This is a genomic window from Sphingomonas sp., assembly GCF_039594485.1.
Classification (GTDB): domain Bacteria; phylum Pseudomonadota; class Alphaproteobacteria; order Sphingomonadales; family Sphingomonadaceae; genus Sphingomonas.
The window spans coordinates 19,400-36,787 of sequence record NZ_JBCNNI010000014.1 but is presented as its reverse complement, the minus strand read 5'-3'; the positions used below and the strand labels follow the sequence as shown (position 1 = coordinate 36,787).

9 protein-coding genes are annotated in these 17,388 nt (G+C 69.2%); 2 read left to right on the top strand and 7 right to left on the bottom strand.

The window, feature by feature from the left end; translation table 11 throughout:
• Window positions 1-159: 159 nt before the first annotated feature.
• Genes ABDV78_RS08965 through ABDV78_RS08940 form a run of 6 tightly spaced genes read right to left on the bottom strand, consistent with a single transcriptional unit; the run spans window position 160 to window position 13,287 of the window.
• The gene (locus tag ABDV78_RS08965) at window positions 160-1,524 is read right to left on the bottom strand and encodes a HAMP domain-containing sensor histidine kinase (RefSeq protein ID WP_343527049.1); all 1,365 of its coding nucleotides are present in this window, start codon (window positions 1,522-1,524) and stop codon (window positions 160-162) included.
• A 56-nt stretch (window positions 1,525-1,580) separates the two neighbouring features.
• Window positions 1,581-6,878 carry a hypothetical protein gene (locus tag ABDV78_RS08960; RefSeq protein WP_343527048.1) on the bottom strand — a complete coding sequence of 1,766 codons (5,298 nt, stop codon included), beginning with the start codon at window positions 6,876-6,878 and terminating at the stop codon, window positions 1,581-1,583.
• Window positions 6,875-9,325, bottom strand: a complete 2,451-nt coding sequence (locus ABDV78_RS08955; protein ID WP_343527047.1) for a vWA domain-containing protein — start codon at window positions 9,323-9,325, stop codon at window positions 6,875-6,877. Before ABDV78_RS08955 ends, ABDV78_RS08960 begins: the two co-directional genes overlap by 4 nt.
• Window positions 9,326-9,338: 13 nt before the next feature.
• Window positions 9,339-10,937: a hypothetical protein gene (locus ABDV78_RS08950; protein ID WP_343527046.1), complete on the bottom strand. Its 1,599-nt coding sequence runs from the start codon at window positions 10,935-10,937 to the stop codon at window positions 9,339-9,341.
• Window positions 10,934-11,845, bottom strand: coding sequence for a DUF58 domain-containing protein (locus ABDV78_RS08945; protein ID WP_343527045.1), 912 nt, complete (start codon window positions 11,843-11,845; stop codon window positions 10,934-10,936). The genes ABDV78_RS08950 and ABDV78_RS08945 overlap by 4 nt, the downstream gene beginning before the upstream one ends.
• Window positions 11,842-13,287 (bottom strand): hypothetical protein, encoded by a 1,446-nt coding sequence (locus tag ABDV78_RS08940; RefSeq protein WP_343527043.1) that lies wholly within the window; start codon window positions 13,285-13,287, stop codon window positions 11,842-11,844. Before ABDV78_RS08940 ends, ABDV78_RS08945 begins: the two co-directional genes overlap by 4 nt.
• 176 nt (window positions 13,288-13,463) lie before the next feature.
• Between ABDV78_RS08940 and ABDV78_RS08935 the strand changes: the two genes are divergently transcribed.
• Together ABDV78_RS08935 and ABDV78_RS08930 are read left to right on the top strand one after the other, a co-directional pair.
• On the top strand, window positions 13,464-16,217 hold the full coding sequence (locus ABDV78_RS08935; protein ID WP_343527042.1) for a pitrilysin family protein: 2,754 nt from the start codon (window positions 13,464-13,466) through the stop codon (window positions 16,215-16,217).
• Window positions 16,218-16,256: 39 nt separating this feature from the next.
• Complete coding sequence (locus ABDV78_RS08930) at window positions 16,257-17,150, top strand: retroviral-like aspartic protease family protein (RefSeq protein ID WP_343527041.1); 894 nt, start codon at window positions 16,257-16,259, stop codon at window positions 17,148-17,150.
• An 8-nt stretch (window positions 17,151-17,158) separates the two neighbouring features.
• Here ABDV78_RS08930 and ABDV78_RS08925 read toward each other — a convergent pair whose 3' ends face one another.
• Window positions 17,159-17,359 carry a hypothetical protein gene (locus tag ABDV78_RS08925; protein ID WP_343527040.1) on the bottom strand — a complete coding sequence of 67 codons (201 nt, stop codon included), beginning with the start codon at window positions 17,357-17,359 and terminating at the stop codon, window positions 17,159-17,161.
• Window positions 17,360-17,388 lie beyond the last annotated feature (29 nt).

Here is a 17,388-nt window from a genome sequence, read left to right as displayed (position 1 = left end):
TGCGTGGTCATCCGGTCCACGGAACGCTGCTCTGTGACGGGGGCAGACTGATGCAGGAGGCTTGCACCAACCTTGCAACAAAGGATGCGTAATATCGAATCATGCTGCGTATGCGAAACCTTATGATCGCAGGGGGCGTATTGACGCCACAAAACCGCCTCATGCCGCGAATGTAACGGAAAATTCCCCGCCGCCGTCCTCGGCATTGCGCGCCGACCAGATACCGCCATGCAGCCGGACGATCGCCGCAACGATCGCCAGCCCCAGCCCATAACCGCGCCGGCTGGATACAGGACGGGCAAAGGGCTCGAACAGGGTTTCGGGATCCATATCGCCAAATCCCGGCCCATGATCGCGCACTGTGATCCGTCCGTCTGCCGCCACGAACAGACGGACCGTCGTGCGGGCGGGTGCGAAGGAGATCGCATTGTCGACCAGATTGGCGATCGCGGACTCGATCAGGGTGGCGTCTCCCGGAACTTCGAAACTCTCCGTGTCGCTGTCGAGCATCAGCGTGACGTCGGCCTGCTCGGCCACCGGCGCGCGGTCGGCGATGACCTTGGCGGCGGAGGCGACCAGGTCGCAGAAGCCCGTCACGTCGCGCCGGTTGCCAATGCTCATTAGGGTCAGCAACTGATTGACCAGCCGGGTCAGTCGCCGCACGTCGCCGACAAGCTTGTCCTTCTGCTGCCCGTCTTCCATCAGCTCCAGGCGGGTGCGCAGCACCGCGAGAGGCGTCCGCATCTCATGCGCCGCCGCCGACAGGAAGAAGGTCGCCCGACGCTGCGCCGCATTGACCTGCCCGATCAGGTGGTTGACCGCACGGACCAGCGGCAGGATCTCGCTGGCGACCCCCTTTTCGGGGAGCAGCGCGTCCAGGCGCTGCGGATCGATCGACCGGGCCAGTCGGGCGACGCGACGGATCGCCCCGATGTGCAGCGTGAAGATCAAGGCGAAGATCAGGAAGACCCCGCCCGCCGCCAGCAGGAAATTGCCGCTGAACGCCGACAGCCACTTCCCGCGCGGGCCGAACCCGGCCGGTTCGATGATCACCGGATGGCGCAGATTGCGATACTCGAAGTATCTCAAGTCCTTGCACATGATGAAGTTGAGATAGTCGTCGCCCGCCCTGCGCTTCATGATCTTCTCGCCCTGGGTGCAGATCGAAGGGTCGGCCAGGGCGAGTTGGACGCGTTCCACCGCATCGAATCCGAAACGCCGGAAAAAGGCGGGCGGGCCGTTGCCGAACGCCCGGTTCCCCACCCGGATATAGAAACGGAAATCGGGGTTGCGGGCCTCTACCTCCCGAATGAACGGATCCTGGGTGATATCATCGACATCGGACGGATCCCGCTGAACCGAGCGCATGAAATCCCCCACCGTCGCGCGCAGTTCGTCTTCGGTCGCCTGCAGCGGCATCGGCACCTGAAGCTGAACCGGCATGTCGGCGAGCGGCCGGATCACAAAGGCATAGAGCCCCCAGCCGAGAAAGATCGTGGTCAGCACCAGCATCTGTGCGAACATCGACTTTCGCCAATCCCACATGCGCCGCAGCAATCCCACCCCTATGTCCTCCCGCTTCAGTGTGCCGCGCCTCCGCCGAGCGGGGGCAAGGGCGGCAGATCGCCACCATTTGGTCCCAGCTTCCGCCTTTCGAGAATTTGCGCAAGCGCTCCATGGACGCGCACCCGCTCGGCGGCGCTGGGCCATAGTCCGACCGTCGAGACGATGCGCGTCATCGCCGCCCCCAGATCGTCGACATTGTCGAGCGCGACGGACGGGTAAAGCATCTGGACGAAGGCCGCGTTCAACAGCGCCTCCGCCTGGGTCAGCATCCCGCTGCGCGCATAGACCCGCGCCGCCGCGATCCGTCCCTCGGCGGCCATGACCGGCGTGGCACGCAGCCATGCGTCGAGCGCCATGACATCCGCCGAGGACAAGGGCGCCTCGACACGGTCGGCCAGCGCGATCAGACGCGAGACCTCATCGGCATCGGCTTTGCCATCCCGCAGATCGGTCAGCATCGCGGCCAGTTGCTGCGCGCCCTCTCCGCGTCGGGCGGGACCATAGGAGATTACGTCGTAGAGCGTCTGCTGCCGGGCCTGGTCCTCTGGAGCCATGACACCCGGATAGCGTTGCAGTTCGGCCGACACGGGGGCCTGCGCGAACAGGGTTGCGCCTGCGCCCGTCCCCCTGATCGCCGCTGCGAAGGTATAGACCAGCGCCCGGCGTCCCCGCCCCGTATCGCCTTCGGTGGCGATGGCATTGGAATGGCGCCACATCGCCCGCAGGATGCGCGACGGCGGCGTCGCATCGTCCTTGCCCGAGGCCAATAGAGGCCCCAGCGTGGCGTCATCGCCCGCCCTGACCAGTGCCGTGCCGCGCCCCTGCCGCGCCTCCACGGCGACCAGGGCGGGGTGGTTCGGGTCGTGGCGCAGATAAGCTTCATAGACGCTGGCGAAGAGCCCGGCTGTTCCACCGCCGCCCCGCCCACGCATCGCCCGCGCCCGGTTGAGCAGCGCGACCAGCCAGTCGGGATCGTCGGCATCGACCTGCGCCGCCTTCGCCACCGCAGTCGCCTGTTCCGGCTGGTCGAGCAGACGATAGACCAGTACCAGCATCGTCGCCGCCGACCGATCGTCGGGATGGCTTGCCACATGATCCTGCAGAACGGGCGCGAGGTCGCGCCAATCCGCCGTGTCGACATAGAGCGTCAGCAGCCGTTGACGATAGCCGGGGTTGGACGGATCGAGCGCGATCATCTTCCGGGTCAGTGCCAACCGCTGTTCGGGCGTGCTCTGTCCATCCTGCACCGCGAAGCGTTGATAGACGTCGGCCGCGACCTTGGGATCGGGGTTCGGATCGGCCAGGAACGCCTCGATCTGCTCGCGATGGACATCGGGGAAATGCCGGGCGATGGCGCGGTCCAGCCAGGGTGTCTGCTGGCCGTTCGCCCGCATCGCCTCGCCCATTGCCGCCAGTTGGACAAAGGCCTGTCGCTTGTCCCCGGCATACCAGCGGTCGAGCACACTCGGCAGAGCGGTACTGTCGGCATAACGCCCCGCGACCGCCTTTGCTGCGCGCAGCACCACGTCCCGATTGGCCGGCAGCGCATCGAACTGAAGCAGTCGGGCCGCCAGCGGCGCACCGCTGCGTGCCTTGGGATCGCGCACGACGGCGATGTCACGATCTAGGATCGCGGTCAGTCGCGCCTTCTGCGTCGCATCCAGCGGACGCCGGAAAAGGCCATTGAGCGCCACGTCGCTGAGGCCCGAATCCCCCTCGCCCCGAACCAGTCGCGTGACGAGGCCATCATAGAGGGTGATCAACTGGTCGACCGAAAATTGATCGAGCCATTCCATTCCCCCGCCGCCGCCATGGCGCCGCGACACGACGAGGCTGATACCGAGCGGCATATTGCCCTGCGCGATCGTCAACCGCACCAAAGCGTCGGGCGACAACAGGGCCGTGCCCGCCACCTTCTCCAGTCTGGCGTAACGCTCGGGCGAGGCGCGGAACAGGTCGAACAACACGCCGTCCCGTGCCGGGGAAGCCTGTAGAGGCGGCAACACCAGCGATCGGAACTGGTCGGGCGACAGCATGTCCAGCGCGTCGCTCAGCAGCAGCAGGTACAGCGGGCGGCGGAACCCCGCCTCCGCTGTGCGCCGCGCTTTTTCTTCCTCGGCCAGCGCCGTGTCCAGCACGGCCCGCGCCGCCGCCCCGTCTCCGCGCGACAGGGCGAGGACCAGCGCCAGTTCATCATTGCCGGTATCGCCCGCCTGCAGGCGCAACCCCGCCCAGGGCCAGTCGGGCGCGGCCGCCACCGCGTCCCCGCCCCGCCCCGTCAGGTGACGACGGAGCTGTGCCGCGCGTCGATAGGCCGGATCGTCGGCAAAGCGGCTGTCCAGCACCGCGTCCCATCCGGCCAGAGCGGCATCGCCATGTCCGGCATCGACGATCCGGTGCCCCAGATCGACCAGCAGCGCGAGACGCGGATGATCCGCCAGCGCGCCCGGCCTGGCGGCATCGACCTGCCCCATCTCGGTCGTGAAGCGCTGCGCCAGATCGGCCAGCATCGGATCGGCCACGGTCGCCTGATCCGGCCAGCTCAGGAGCACCCCCTCGACCATGGTGGGATAATAGCGCCGAACGTCCAGCCTGCGTTCGTCATGCGCGCCCATCGGCGTCGATGGCTGCCGCGCCAACAAGGTGCGCAGCCCCCGCCAGTACCAGCGCCGGGCCAGCGCATCCTCGCCCGCCCGCTCCTGAAGGATCGCGGTCTTGACGAGCAGGTCGAAATTCGACTGATCCTGCAACAGCGCGCGGGCATAGTTGCTGAGCGCCTGTGCGGGGCGACCGGCGGCGGCATAGGCGTCGCCCTTCGCCTCGTCGACATTCACCAGCCCGCCCAGTCCGTTCATCATCGCAAAGGCGCGCTCGGCACCCGCCTCGTCGCCTTGCGTCAACAGCGTGCGCGCCAGATCGGCATAGAGGTCCGGCGGGAACGACTTGCCCAGCGCGAGCAGGCGGCTCGCATAGACCAGCTTGCGGCGCGGATCGCCGATGATCGACACCGACCCGCCATCGGTCGCGCCGCCACCGCTCAGGGTCGCCAGCTCGCGAAGGATGAAGCCGCGTTGCTCACCGCCGCCCGGCACCGTCGCCTCGGTCGCGCGGATCTGAAGATCAAGATCGGCATCCGCCGCCGCGATATCGGACAACAGGCCGAGCAGCCGGGGCGTCGCTCCGCCCTCCGCAATCCGCTCCAGCACGCGCCGCTTTGCCCAGTCGAGAACCCCGTCCGTACCCGCCTCGTCATCGGACGCCCCCATGGCCATGTCGATCAACGCGTCGATCGCGGAGGGAAATTGCCGCGCGGCGCCATGATCGACGACATATTGCAACTGGCCGATCGCCTCGCCCGTGCGGTGCTGGCGCTTGAGTTCGGTCGCCAGTCGCGACAGTGCATCGGGATCGTCGGGCCGCGCCGCCAGTCCTTCGCGCAACTGGCGAAGCGCCTGGGCGTCGAGATCGGCCTGCGCATAGACCGTCGCCTTGAAGGCATGGGAATCCGCATCGCCCGTGTCGGTTAGTTGCGCCATCAGCCGGTCGAGTTCCGCCCGACGCTGCTCGACCGAACCCGTGCCGTCGTCATGACGCAACCGGGTCAGGATCAACTGGCGGACATGCGTGTCGCGATGGCCGGGATCGAGGGCGATCAGCCGGGCCAGCGTCGCATCCAGCCGGTCGTAATCGCGCACCCGCCCGTAAAGCTGCGCCAATTGGTTCAGCGCCGCCACCTCGCCCTTGCCGCTGCGGGTGGCGAAGCGCCGGACCGCATCGGCGGCGGCATCGGGCCGGTTCTGCGCCAGTCGGAGCGCGACCAGCAAATCGATCTCGCCGGGCCGGATCGTGCCCGCATCCAGTCGGGCGGCGATCTCCTGCGCCATCGGCTCCAGGCGGTTCATACGCTTGGCGAGCGCGACGATCTGCCGCTCGATGGTGTTGCGCCGCGCGGGCAGCGTCGTGTCCGCCCAGAGCGCGCGCCAGCGGGACAGCGCCTCGTCGTCATGCCCCGCCTCGGCGGCGAGTTGCGCGATGCGGGCGCGAATATCATAGCCGGGGGCGCCCCTGGCTTCCAGCCTGCGGAGCAGGGCCAGCGCCTGATCGGGGCGCCCCAGCCGCTCATAGCCATCGGCGATATCGGCCAGCAGCATGCCGCCCGTGTCACCGCGTTCGACCGCCTGGAGTTCGGCCAGTGCCCTGGCCGTATCGCCGCGATCGAGATAGGTCTCGAACAGGAACAGATGCGTCGCGGTCGCCACCGCCGGATCGCCCGCGCTCCCCGCCAGCATCGCGACCGCCTGATCCTGCAGCCCCATGCCGATCATCGCGCGCGCGCCCGCCGTCAGCACATCGGCACGCCCGCGATTGGCGGCGAACAATTGCCGCCAGACCGCCAGCGCCTGCGCCTCGTCCCCTTGCGTCAGATCGAGCGCCGCCAGCCGGGCGTAGAGATCGACCTGATGGGGATCGGCGGCGATCAGGCGGCGATATTCCGCGCGGGCCGCCGCCCGGTCGCCGGACAGATCGAGCACGCCGGTCAGGCGGCTGCGCAGTTCGGGGCTTTGCGATGCCTCGATCGCGGCGATGGCGGACCGGGGCCGCCCCAGTTCCAGCAGCACATCGACCCTGGCATTCGCCACCGGCACGCTGGGCGGCAGCGTGTCGAGGAAGGCCAGCGCTCCCGCCAGATCGCCCGCCTCGCGATAAGCCTCGACCACCAGCGCCAGTGCGTAACGCCGATCGTCCGGCGTGGTCGCCACCGCCAGCGCGGCCCTGGCGCTGTCGCGGGCAGCCCCCGCCTCGCCCGCCGCCAGCGCCCATTGCGCCGTCGTCAGCCGCTCGACCACGCCGCCGCCCGTCCCCGCCAGGGCCAGCGCCGCCTTGGGGCGTCCGAGCAGTGCCAGAATATCGGCGAGACGCCGGGCTTCTGCGGGGGACGCGTCCCTGGCGTAATTCAGCAGCGTATCGGGGCGACGAACCGCATCGATAATCGCCAGCCGCAGCGCGACCCGGCGCTTGACGGCGGGATCGCGCGCCATGTCCGCCGCCTTGCGATAGACCGGCACCGCCTCCGCCACCCGGCCGAGCGCGTCGAGCAATTCGGCCTTGAGGCGATAATCTTCCGCTGCCGCCAGCGCCCCGTCGCGATTGCCATCCTTCCAGAGCGTCTCCGCCCGGTTCGCCGGCTCCAGCGCGGAAGAAGCCTCGCCCGTTCGCGCCCATGCCCATGACGGACAGGTCAGGCTGGTCGACAGGAACAGCGCAAGCAGCAGCGGCCGGAAGGCGGGCCGTCGGGGGGAGAAGCGGATCATCGAGTTCCTGCGATGCGGCGCCAGGGCCAGCGGCGATAGCCAATGTCGAACAGATACAGGCCCAGGGCCAGAAGCGCGATCCAGGGCCAGAGATCGGTCGCGCGCAGCCCCGCGATCCGCTGCCCTTCCCCCGGCGCGGCGGCGGGATCGCCACGATGCCATCCCCCGGTCCGCGCCGACAGCGTGGCGAGCGGCAAAGCCATGAAGCTCGGCATCGCATCGACCGGGCGGACGTCGGAATGGGCCGGATCGGTCGCGCGGACAAGATGCTCGCCGTCCCGCACCTCGATCCGGGCAGGATCGCGCCCCGGCCAGGGCATGTCCGCGACGAAGAACCCCGGCGCGCGTTCCTCGACACGCCCGATCCGGCGCAGGATGCGACCGTCCGCATCGACCAGGGTGATCGCCGGCAGGGCCCCGTTTACCGTGGCCGCTCCGCCCCGCCGCACCATGACCGTCAGCCGGTCGAAGCGACGGGCCGTCTCCACATCCAGGTCGGGCCGCGACCGGGCCGTCATCGCCAGCGCCCGCGCCAGCCAGCGGCCATAAGCGGGCCAGCCCCGCCAGCCGGCCGTGCCCGCGCCCAAAGGCTCGGTCATCATGGCGGTCACCCGCCCGCTGCCCACCGGCCAGCTCGACAGGATCGGATCGCCGCCATCGGTGCGCAGCAGTGTCTCCGCCTCGGGTCGGGCACGGGTCTGGACATAGCCGGACAGGGGCGGCGGCGCACTCAGCCCGGGACCGTCCGACCAGCCGGGCCGCGCCTGCCAGCGCACTGCCACCGGGCCACTCCGATAGCCGGGATCGGGCCGGGTCTGGGGTTGCTTGAAGTCGATCTCGACCAGATTGAACTCATCCGGCACCGAGTAGAAGCGACCTCGCCCGACCCGCGCCCACTCGGCCATGCTCTGCTCGTCATCGACCTGCCCGCCGACCGCGACGGTCGAGACGTTGATCCGGTTCTCCGCAATGTGGCGCAGAAGCTGCTGATAGCGGTCTTCGGCCACCCCACCGTCCGAGATGACCAGGATATGCTTGTAGCGCGCGTCGAGATCCTTGAGCCCGTAAAACGCCTCCTGAAGCGCCGGGAACAACACGCTTGCCCCCTGCGCCTGCATCCGCCCGATCGCGCGCTCGACATCGGGCAGGTCGGTCGCATGGTGCATCGGAACCGACCATTGGCGCGCGCCATAGAATTCGACCACGCCGACCCAATCATTGGCGTTCAGCTTGCGCACCGTCTGCCGCGCCACCTGCTTGGCGAGATCGAGCCTGTCGCCCTGCATCGATCCCGAGCTGTCGATGACGATCGCGAGCGCGACGCTGGGGCGGATCTGCTGCTCCTGCGCCCGCGCGGTGACGGGCAAGGCCGCGCCCAGCGGGGTATCGCCATAGCCCCCCGCGCCGAACGCCGCCATGCCACCCGACACGAACAATCCTGTCCCATCCCGCGCCACCGCGCGGTTGAGGCTTTGCTGGACCGCCACCGGCAGACGCGCGGCGGGCAGATCGTCGAGCATCACCAGCGGCCAGCGCCCCGGATCGAACGCCCGCGAAAGCGCGGCAGGCGCATATTGATCGACAACGAAGCTGCGGCCGAGCAGTTGCTGGAGCTGGGCCGCCGCGCCCCGCTGTCGCTCCCCCAGATAGAGCAGGCGGCGCGGCTCCTGCACCGCCGCCAGCGTCTGGAAACCACCGCGCCCGTCCAGTTCGACGCGCAGCGGCAGGAACCCGGCACGATCGGCGGGGATATCCAGTGCGACATGCGCCTGCCCATCGGCGCGGAACGGCGCGCTGGTCGCCAGTCGCCGCGCACCGCTGAACATTGCGAGCTGGTGGGTGCCACCGTCGCCCTCCACCACGACATCGGCGCGCAGGGTCTCGCCGACCCGCGCCGGGCCCATCCGCACATCCGCGATGAAGGCGGCGCGGGGAGCAGTGGGAACGGCAATGCTATTCACCGGGACGCCGCGCGCGACCAGCGCGGCGATGCTGTCCTGCCAATGCGTATCGGTGGACAGACCGCTGCCGATCAGCGTCACCGCTCCCCCCGATTCGAGCGGGATGGCCTGCGCTGCCGCGCGCAACGCCTGCGACAGCGAACCATCGGCGATGACGCTACGCCCCCCGGCCGCCCCGCCCAACTGGATCACGGTCTTTGGCGCGCCTCTGGGCGCCGCCGCCATCACCCGGTCGAGCGCATGGCGCGCCGCCGCCTGGCCACTCGCGCCCAGAACCTCGCGCTGGTCAAGGATATAGACTTGAGCGCCCGCTCCATCGCGCCGCACGAGGCTGGGCTGCATCATCGCAAGGATCAGGCAGGCGAACACCGCCGCCCGCAGCGCCGCCTGCCCCCAGCGCGGCCGCGCCCGCATCGGCCACCATAATAGCGGCGGGAGCAGCAGGAACAGCCAGGCCGCGACCGGAAAGAGAAAGGTGAAGCTCACGTCCGTCCGGTCCTCAAGGAATCACGCGCCGCTGCACCAGCCACCATTCGACGCCCAGAAGACCGGCTGCGGCGAGCAGCAATAGCAGGAAGGGCAGGTCCGACGGCCATGGGCCGCCGATCGGGGTGACGGCCGGGTGTGGGCTGGTATCGGCGGCGGCGAGCGTCGTCGTCCGGTCGGTCAGCGACACCGGCGCGCCGGCCTTGCCCTCCGTTGCCGCCAAGGGATCGGCCGCCTCTCCGGCCTTCGCGAAGGACGTCCAAACATCGCTTTGTGCCAGCCAGTGGAGGCTGCGGCTGACGAAGATCGGCATGGCGGGGCTGGAATTGAAGGGCGAGGCGGGGCCGAACATCACGCTCCATACGGTTACGCGACGCCGACGCGCATCGCGGACATCGACGCCGATCGGACGGTGAAGCGCATCCGCCAGAACCCCGGCATCGAGCTGGGCCAGGCCCAGGGCGTCGAGGCGCGACGACAGCGCGCCGCGTTCGGCTTCGCCCGGGCCGGCAAAGACAAAGGCCTGCATGCCCTGATCGGAAAGCACCAGCGCGGACAGCTCCACCCCCTGCACGGCGCGGGCATTGCCCACCACCACCTGCGCCTGCGCTTCCGGCACGAGCATCAACGAAGGATCCGCCGTCACCACGGCCCGGATCGCCGATGGCGTACCGTCGAGCAACGCCAGCCGCAGTGGACGGCGATCGGGCACGCGCAACCGCGCACTGTCATCCGCCGTGAAGCCATCGCCCTTGGCAAGCGCCGCTTCGATCACCTCCCAGGCCGCGTCGACATCGCGAACCAGATAACGGCCACCGCCCAACGCCTCGACCCTGCCGGGGGTGAAGCCGTGCCCATTTCGCGTCCAGCGCAGGTCGGACACCTTCGGCTCCGCCACCCCGGCCGCCGCCACCGTGACCAGCAGATCCGCCTTGCCCACCTGCCCCGACGCCGCCGGAGTCACGCCCAGCGCGACGATACCGCGATTGCCGGGCATCGGATCGGCGAGATAGCCGTACCGCATGGACGATCCCCCCGGCACAGCCCGCACCGCGCCCCACGCGCCATAATAGCGGACCGTGGCGGCATCGGCGGGTCGCAGCCATTGGGCGAAGTTCGAAGGTCGCGCCTCGGCCGACACCATGTCCAGCCGTCGCGACAGCAGCGACACGCTCTCGCCGGGGGCGAGCAACCGCGTACCCACGGCATCGCCCAGGATGACCTCGCGCCGATCCGCCGGGGTCGCCCGCACATCGGCCAGGAGAGCCCGCTTGGCGCGACCAAGCTCGCCGCCTCGGGTCATCAGCGCCGAATTGTCGAGATAGAAGCGCTGCATCCCGCCGCCCACCGACGACGGAGCCCATTGCGGATGCCCCGCCGCGACCCACAGGAGCAGGGCGATCGTCAGGATCAGCAGATAGGCCAGCCAGTAACGGAACCGCCCGCCCAGCACGCGGACCGGCGCCTCCTGCATCGCCTGCCCCCATAGCCCGGCGGTCGGCAGGCGCAGCACCCGCCGCCGCGCGCGAAGCCGTTGCAGCAGGAAGACGATCCCCGCCAGTGCCACCGCCCCGGTCAGCATCACCGGCCAGCCGAACTGGGTGAAGGTCATGGCAGAACGCTTCCCGCCGTCAGGACCGGCATCAGTTGGTCGAGCACATCGCGATCGGCATCCATGCGGATCAGCGTCGCCCCCCGCCGCCGCGCAAAGGCGTCGAGGCTGTCCGTGAACGCGCGATAGACCATGCGGTAGCGTTCGATCAGCTCGGGCGTCACGGTCACCCCCGATCCGTCATGCTCGCCATCCTCGATCACCACATCACCGTCCAGGTCCGGCAACAATGTCGGCTCGGCGTCGGAGGCGCGGATCATCTGCACGAGCAGCAATCGGTGCGGCAGCAGGTCCAGCGCCCCCAGAACGCCGTCCAGACCGTCATCGTCGAAGAAATCGGACACGAGCACCACCAGGCCCCGCCGCAACCGCATCGACGCCAGCTTGCCCAGCGCCCCCGCCAGCGCCGTCCGCCCCGCCGCCACCTGATCGGCCAGCACCCGCGCGACCCGCGCGATGCCACCCTTGCCCGACACATTCCTCATGGCGGCGCCCATATCGTCGCTGACGGTCATCAGGCTGACCGCGTCATGCTGCCCCAGCGCGGCGGCGGCCAGCGCGAGCACGGTGCGCATCGCCGCACCGATCCGGGGCGGGCTTTCGACGAACATGCTGCGGGACACGTCGAGCAGGATATAGACGGGCAGGTCCTGCCGCTCCTCGAACACCCGCACGAACGCCTTGCCCAGCCGGCGATAGATGTTCCAGTCGATCGCACGCAGGTCGTCGCCGGCGACATAGGGTTTGAAATCGGCGAAATCCGATCCCTGCCCGCGCGCCGCCGTCCGCTGATCGGCGAGGCGACCGCCCTTCTGCGCCACCGCGATCCGCAGGGTCAGCGCGTTCACCCGCTCCAGAAAGGCGGGATCGAACAGTTCGTCGAAGCCGGGTGCGGCGGACAGGCTCATCGCTCCACCCCCGCGCGGGCGAAATAACGTTCGAGCAGACGGTCCTCCTGCACGCTGCGCACGCGGTGCGGCATCTGCGCGTCCGGTCCCTGCCCGCTCCCCCGCGCCTGCGCCGCGACCATGCCCGTCGCCATGATGCGGGGGGGAACGTTGCGGGTGGTGGTGCTGACCGCGCCCGCATTGACCGTGCCGATCACCCGGTCCTCCATCGGTACGGCGAGCATCAGCGAGGAGGATCCGCGCGCGCGCTTGGCCCCCTCCTGCCCGTCGCCGCGATTGGAGCCCTGCTGCGCATTGGTGTTGGCGCGTCCCGAACGCCCAGAGCCCTGCGACTGTTGCCCCGATTGCTTACGGCTGCGCGAGCCCGACCGGGGCGGATCCTGGTTGCTCCCCGGATCACGGGGCTGTGGCGGAGACCCGGCAGGTGCGGACAGCCCAGCCGCCGCGCCGCTCCGTGGTCCGCTTGGAGAGGTGGCGCGGCTTTCCGGCGCGGCGGCTTCGCCTGCCTGGCCCGTCTTCGCGTCGGAGTTCCGCCGGTCATTCTCTCCATCCCCCGGCTGGCGCTCGCTCTGCGCAGAGCCGGTCCGTCCGGCGGCACCGCCGCCATCGGACGGCCCCGTGCCGGCCGATGTGGAAGAAGCATCACCGCCGCCCTGCGATTGTCCAAGTGCCCGGCGCGGGTCGCCGGACGCCGATCCGCCCTTGCCCATCGCCGTCGCCCGCATCCCTGCGGCTTGCGATCCGGCCGCGCTGCCCGCTCCAGCGGTTTCGCCGATCGTCATATGGTCCTGCCCCTGGGCAGCCTCATCATGGCGTGCCGCATCGGCATCCTCCGGGTTCCGATACAGACCGGCGGCCATCGCGATCCGACGCAGCGTGGAAGGCGCTTCCTCGCCGGGCTGGACGGAGGATGAAGGGCGAATGGTCAGCGCCACGATCAGCATCAGGACGGCCAGCAAAGGCGCGGCCCAGCGATACCAGGGCCGGTTTCCGTCATGGACCTCGATGCCGACAGACGCGAATGCCGCCCGGTCCAGCCATGGCGCCGCCTCCTGCAGGGCCGCATGCCGGAAACCGTCCTGCCTGTCATCGCCGAGAAATTCGGCGGCCATGACCGCGCGGTCCTTCAAGGCCAGCGATCGATCGACCAGCGCCAGCGCGGTACGACGCTCCACATGGAAGCGCGCCATCCGCACGGCCATGGCGACCACCAGAATAACGAGCGGCACGACGACGGCGAAGATGACGACGGGAAACACCGCGATCGGCCCGATCATCGCGGCGACCAGCGACACCCCCGGAACCACGATCGAGGCCCGCGCGGCCAGATCGACGGCGTGGCGCCATGCCGCCTTCCGCGCCGCCATGGTCAGCGCCGCCCGCCCCCGTTCCTCCAGCCTGTCGAGCCGCTCATGGAGCAACTCGTCCGATCGATCGTCCATCCGCGTCCCCGCCTCCATCACACCGGAGGCCTGCCCAAGGGTCTATGGTCGCTGGCTTGCACCAACCTTGCTGCCTTTGTCGCGCGATATTCGCCGCCACTGCGCCTGCAAGGCTGATGCAAGCAAAACATGGTTCCTGCCCGGCATCGGCATGGGGCCGTGATGGGAACGCCAACGTGAAATCCGGCAAACGCGCCTTGTGGACCCTCTGGCTGGCTGGAGCCGCCGCCTGCCTGCCTGCCGCCGTGCAGGCCGGACAGACCACCCCGGCCCAGCAGGTCGCGACGGTGCCGTTCGAGCGATTGACGCTGCCCAACGGCCTGACCGCGCTGGTCCATACGGATCACAGCAGCCCGTCGGTCTTTGTCGGCCTCTGGTACAAGACCGGATCGCGCGACGAGCCGCCCGGCAAGACCGGCTTTGCCCATTTGTTCGAGCATCTGATGTTCCAGAGCACCGCGCACCGGCCGCATGAATATATGGCCGCGCTCAAGGCGATCGGCGGGGTCGGGGCCAATGGCATGACCCGCACCGACGACACCGTTTATTTCGAGACGGTGCCGACCAACGCGCTCGACTCAGTCCTGTGGATGGAGTCCGATCGCATGGGCTATCTGGACGGCGGCATCACGCAGGCGCTGCTCGACGAACAGCGCCGCGTCGTGCTGAACGAGAAGCGGCAGGGCGAATTGCGCCCCGAGGAAATGGCCTGGCGGCATTTCCTGACCGCCTTCTATCCCGCCGGTCATCCCTATGCGCATCCCACGATCGGCTCGACCGAGGATATCGAGGGCGCGACGCTGGACGATGTGAAACAGTGGTTCCAGGGCCATTATGGCGCGGGCAATGCCGTACTGGTCCTGTCGGGCGATATCGACGCCGCCACCGCGCGGGAGAAGATCACCCGCTATTTCGGCGCCATCCGTCCCGGCACACCGATCAGCCGCCCCCTGCAATGGGTGCCGACGCTGACCGAGACGCGCCGCGACCGGCTCTATGGCGATTTCGCACAGGGCAGTGTGTCGCGCAATTGGCCCATCCCCAATGACTCGCCCCGCGAAACGACGCTTCTGCTGCTTGCGGCACGCGCCATGACCGGCCCGAAGGACGCGCCCCTGGTCCGCGCGCTCGTCACCGACGCAAAGGTCGCGACGGGCGTGACCGCGACCGTCAACGAAAGCGCGCTGGGCAGCGTATTGAACGTCGCCATGGCCCTGCGTCCCGGCGTCTCGCCCGAGACGGCGGACCGGGCACTCGACGCGGCGCTGGCGGACTATGCGGCCAAGGGTCCGCCGCCGTCGCGCCTCCAGAGCATCGTCGCGGCGACCGATGCCTCGCTGCTCCGGTCGCTCGACGACCAGGGCGCGATCGGCAACCGGCTGGGCGAGGGCGAGGTCGCGCATGACGACCCGGCCTATTTCCTGAAGCAACGCGAATGGATCAACGCCGCCCGACCGGAAGACGTCCGCGCGGTCGCCGCCAAATGGCTGGCCCGCCCCTATTATGAGCTGGTCACCCTGCCCGTGCCCGACCGACAGGTCGCCCCTGTCGATGCGGACCGCAGCCATATGCCCGCGCCCGGCCCCTTCAAGTCGGAGGTCGCCTTCCCGCCGGTCACAGCCATGACCCTGGCGAACGGCATGAAACTGGTGGTCGCGCGGCGGGCCGGGACCGCGACCACCGACATGAGCCTGCAATTCGCCACCGGCACGCTGAGCGATCCGGGCACCCCGCCCGCCACGGTCGACCGCGCCTTCGATCTGTTGGCCGCGGGAGCCGAAACGCGGTCCGGCCAGCCCGTCGAACAGCGTCTGTCACAGCTCGGCATCCGGTTGGGCTCCCAGGCGGAGCCGTGGAGCAGCGCGGTCCGATGGAGCGCGGCAAACAACCGGCTGGACGATTCGCTAGCCCTCGTGGCCGATCTGGTCCGGCATCCGGGCTATCCGCCAAGCGCGATCGCGGAGGCGCGCAGCGATGCGTTGCGCGCGCTGGACGCCCAGTCGCGCAACCCGTTCGGGGCCGGGATGCCCCTGCTGCGCCGGGCGATCTGGCGCGATGCCGATCCGCGCGGCCATATTCCGACGCGGCAGGAGGCGGAGGCCGTCTCGCGCGCCTCGCTGGTCGACTATCAGACGCGGCATATCGTCCCCGGCGAGGCAACGCTCTACATCGTTGGCGACATCGCGCCCGAACGCGCCAGGGCGCTGGCCGAACGCCATTTCGGAAGCTGGACCGGGGCCGCCCTGCACCCGGACCGACCGCTCCCCGCCGCGCCCACCATTCCCCAAGGTCCACGCCTGATCCTGGTCGACGCGCCCGGCGCACCGCAGAGCAGCATCACCGTCGGTACGCGCGTACCGCCGTTCGACAAGGATCGCTCGGCCACCGACACGCTGACTTCCGCGATCCTGGCGGATATCGGCTCGGGACGGATGAACGCCAATCTGCGGCAGGACAAGGGGTGGAGCTATGGCTTTGGCGGCGAGATACAGGATGCGCCGACCGGCGATCGCCTGTTCGTCGCGCGCGGCACGGTGCAGGCGGACCGCACCGCCGCCAGCCTGGCCGAACTGCGCCGCGAATTCACCAACTTCGCCACCACCCGCCCGCCGACGGAGGGGGAACTGAACGCGCAGCGCAATGCCCTGCTCCGTACCGCGACCCTGGGTCTTTCGCGCAACGAGGCGTTTCTGAATGCGCTGGAGACATCGGGCCGCTACCAATTGCCCTATGACCGTCCGGCGACGCTGGCGCGGCGTCTGGATGCGGTGACGCTGAACGATGTACAGGACAGCGCGCGCCGCCTGTTCGGCCCCGAGGACATGACCTGGGTGGTGATCGGCGACCTGCGTGCGATCGAACCACAGGTCCGCGCGCTGGGCCTGGGCCCGGTGGAGGTCTGGGACGTCCATGGCCGCAAATTGCGCTGATCCGTCCCCTTTCCCGCTCTGATCGTCAGGAACCGCCCGATGCTTCTTCTCGCCGCGCTTGCCTTGGTCCAGGCTCAGCCCGCCACCGCCGCGTCTCCCGCCCCCGTCGCCCCGGCCGAGGCACCGCTGCTGCACGATACGCGCGGGCGCCCGGTCATGACCGTGCAGATCAACGGCAAGGGGCCCTTCCCCATGGTCGTGGACACCGCCGCGCAGACCAGCCTGATGAGCCGATCATTGGCCGAGGAACTGGCGCTCAAGCCGCTGAACGGGGGTATCGCGGTGAACGGCGCGACGGGCAGCGGGCTGGCGCGGCTCTATCCGGTCGACCGGATGACCAACCCGCTGATCGACACACGCCATGTCGCGATGGTCGAGTTGACCCATGGCGGCGTCACCGACGCACGCGGCATCATCGGCATGGAGTTCTTCACCGATCGCAAGCTGCGGATCGACCGGACCGCGAACCGGATCGCCGCCGAACCCTCCGCCCCTGCCGGACCAGGGTTCGTCACGGTCGCGGGGCACCGCACCGGCCAGGGCTTTGTGGAGATCGGGCTGACGCTGGACGGCGTGCGCGTACCCGCGGTGATCGATACCGGAGCATCGGTGACGGTCGCCAACGCCGCGGCTCTCCGCCTTCTGGGCTGGGCGGAGAATGATCCGCGCCTTACCGATGGCGGCGAAATCCGGGGAGCCTCCGCTACGGGGCAGCAGATACGGATCGCTCGGATCGGCAAGCTGTCGATCGGCAAGATCGGCCTGTTGAACGTGCCGATCATGATCTCGACCGATCCTGATCCGGCACCGTCGATCATATTGGGCAACGACCTGCTGAACCTGTTTCCCGGCTATGCCATCGATTTCCCGCGCGGCGAATTGCAGATCAGCCTGCCTCAAAAAGCCACCGACAGCGCAGCGCCAAAGAGGTAGAAGCGGCCTCAGCTCGGGTGGGCGGCGCTTTCCGCGACGTCCACACCATCCTCGGTCGGAACCGGATCAACACTGTTCGCCGCTTCGCCTTCGGCCAGCCGCATCTGTTCATAGGCGATTTCGAGATCCTGGACGCCCGATCCGGTCGGCTGGATCGGGAGGTCGCCGAACGTGCCCGGTGCCTCGGCCATATCGCGATCGTCGGTCATGTCGCTCTCCTTCTTCCCCCCATCAACGC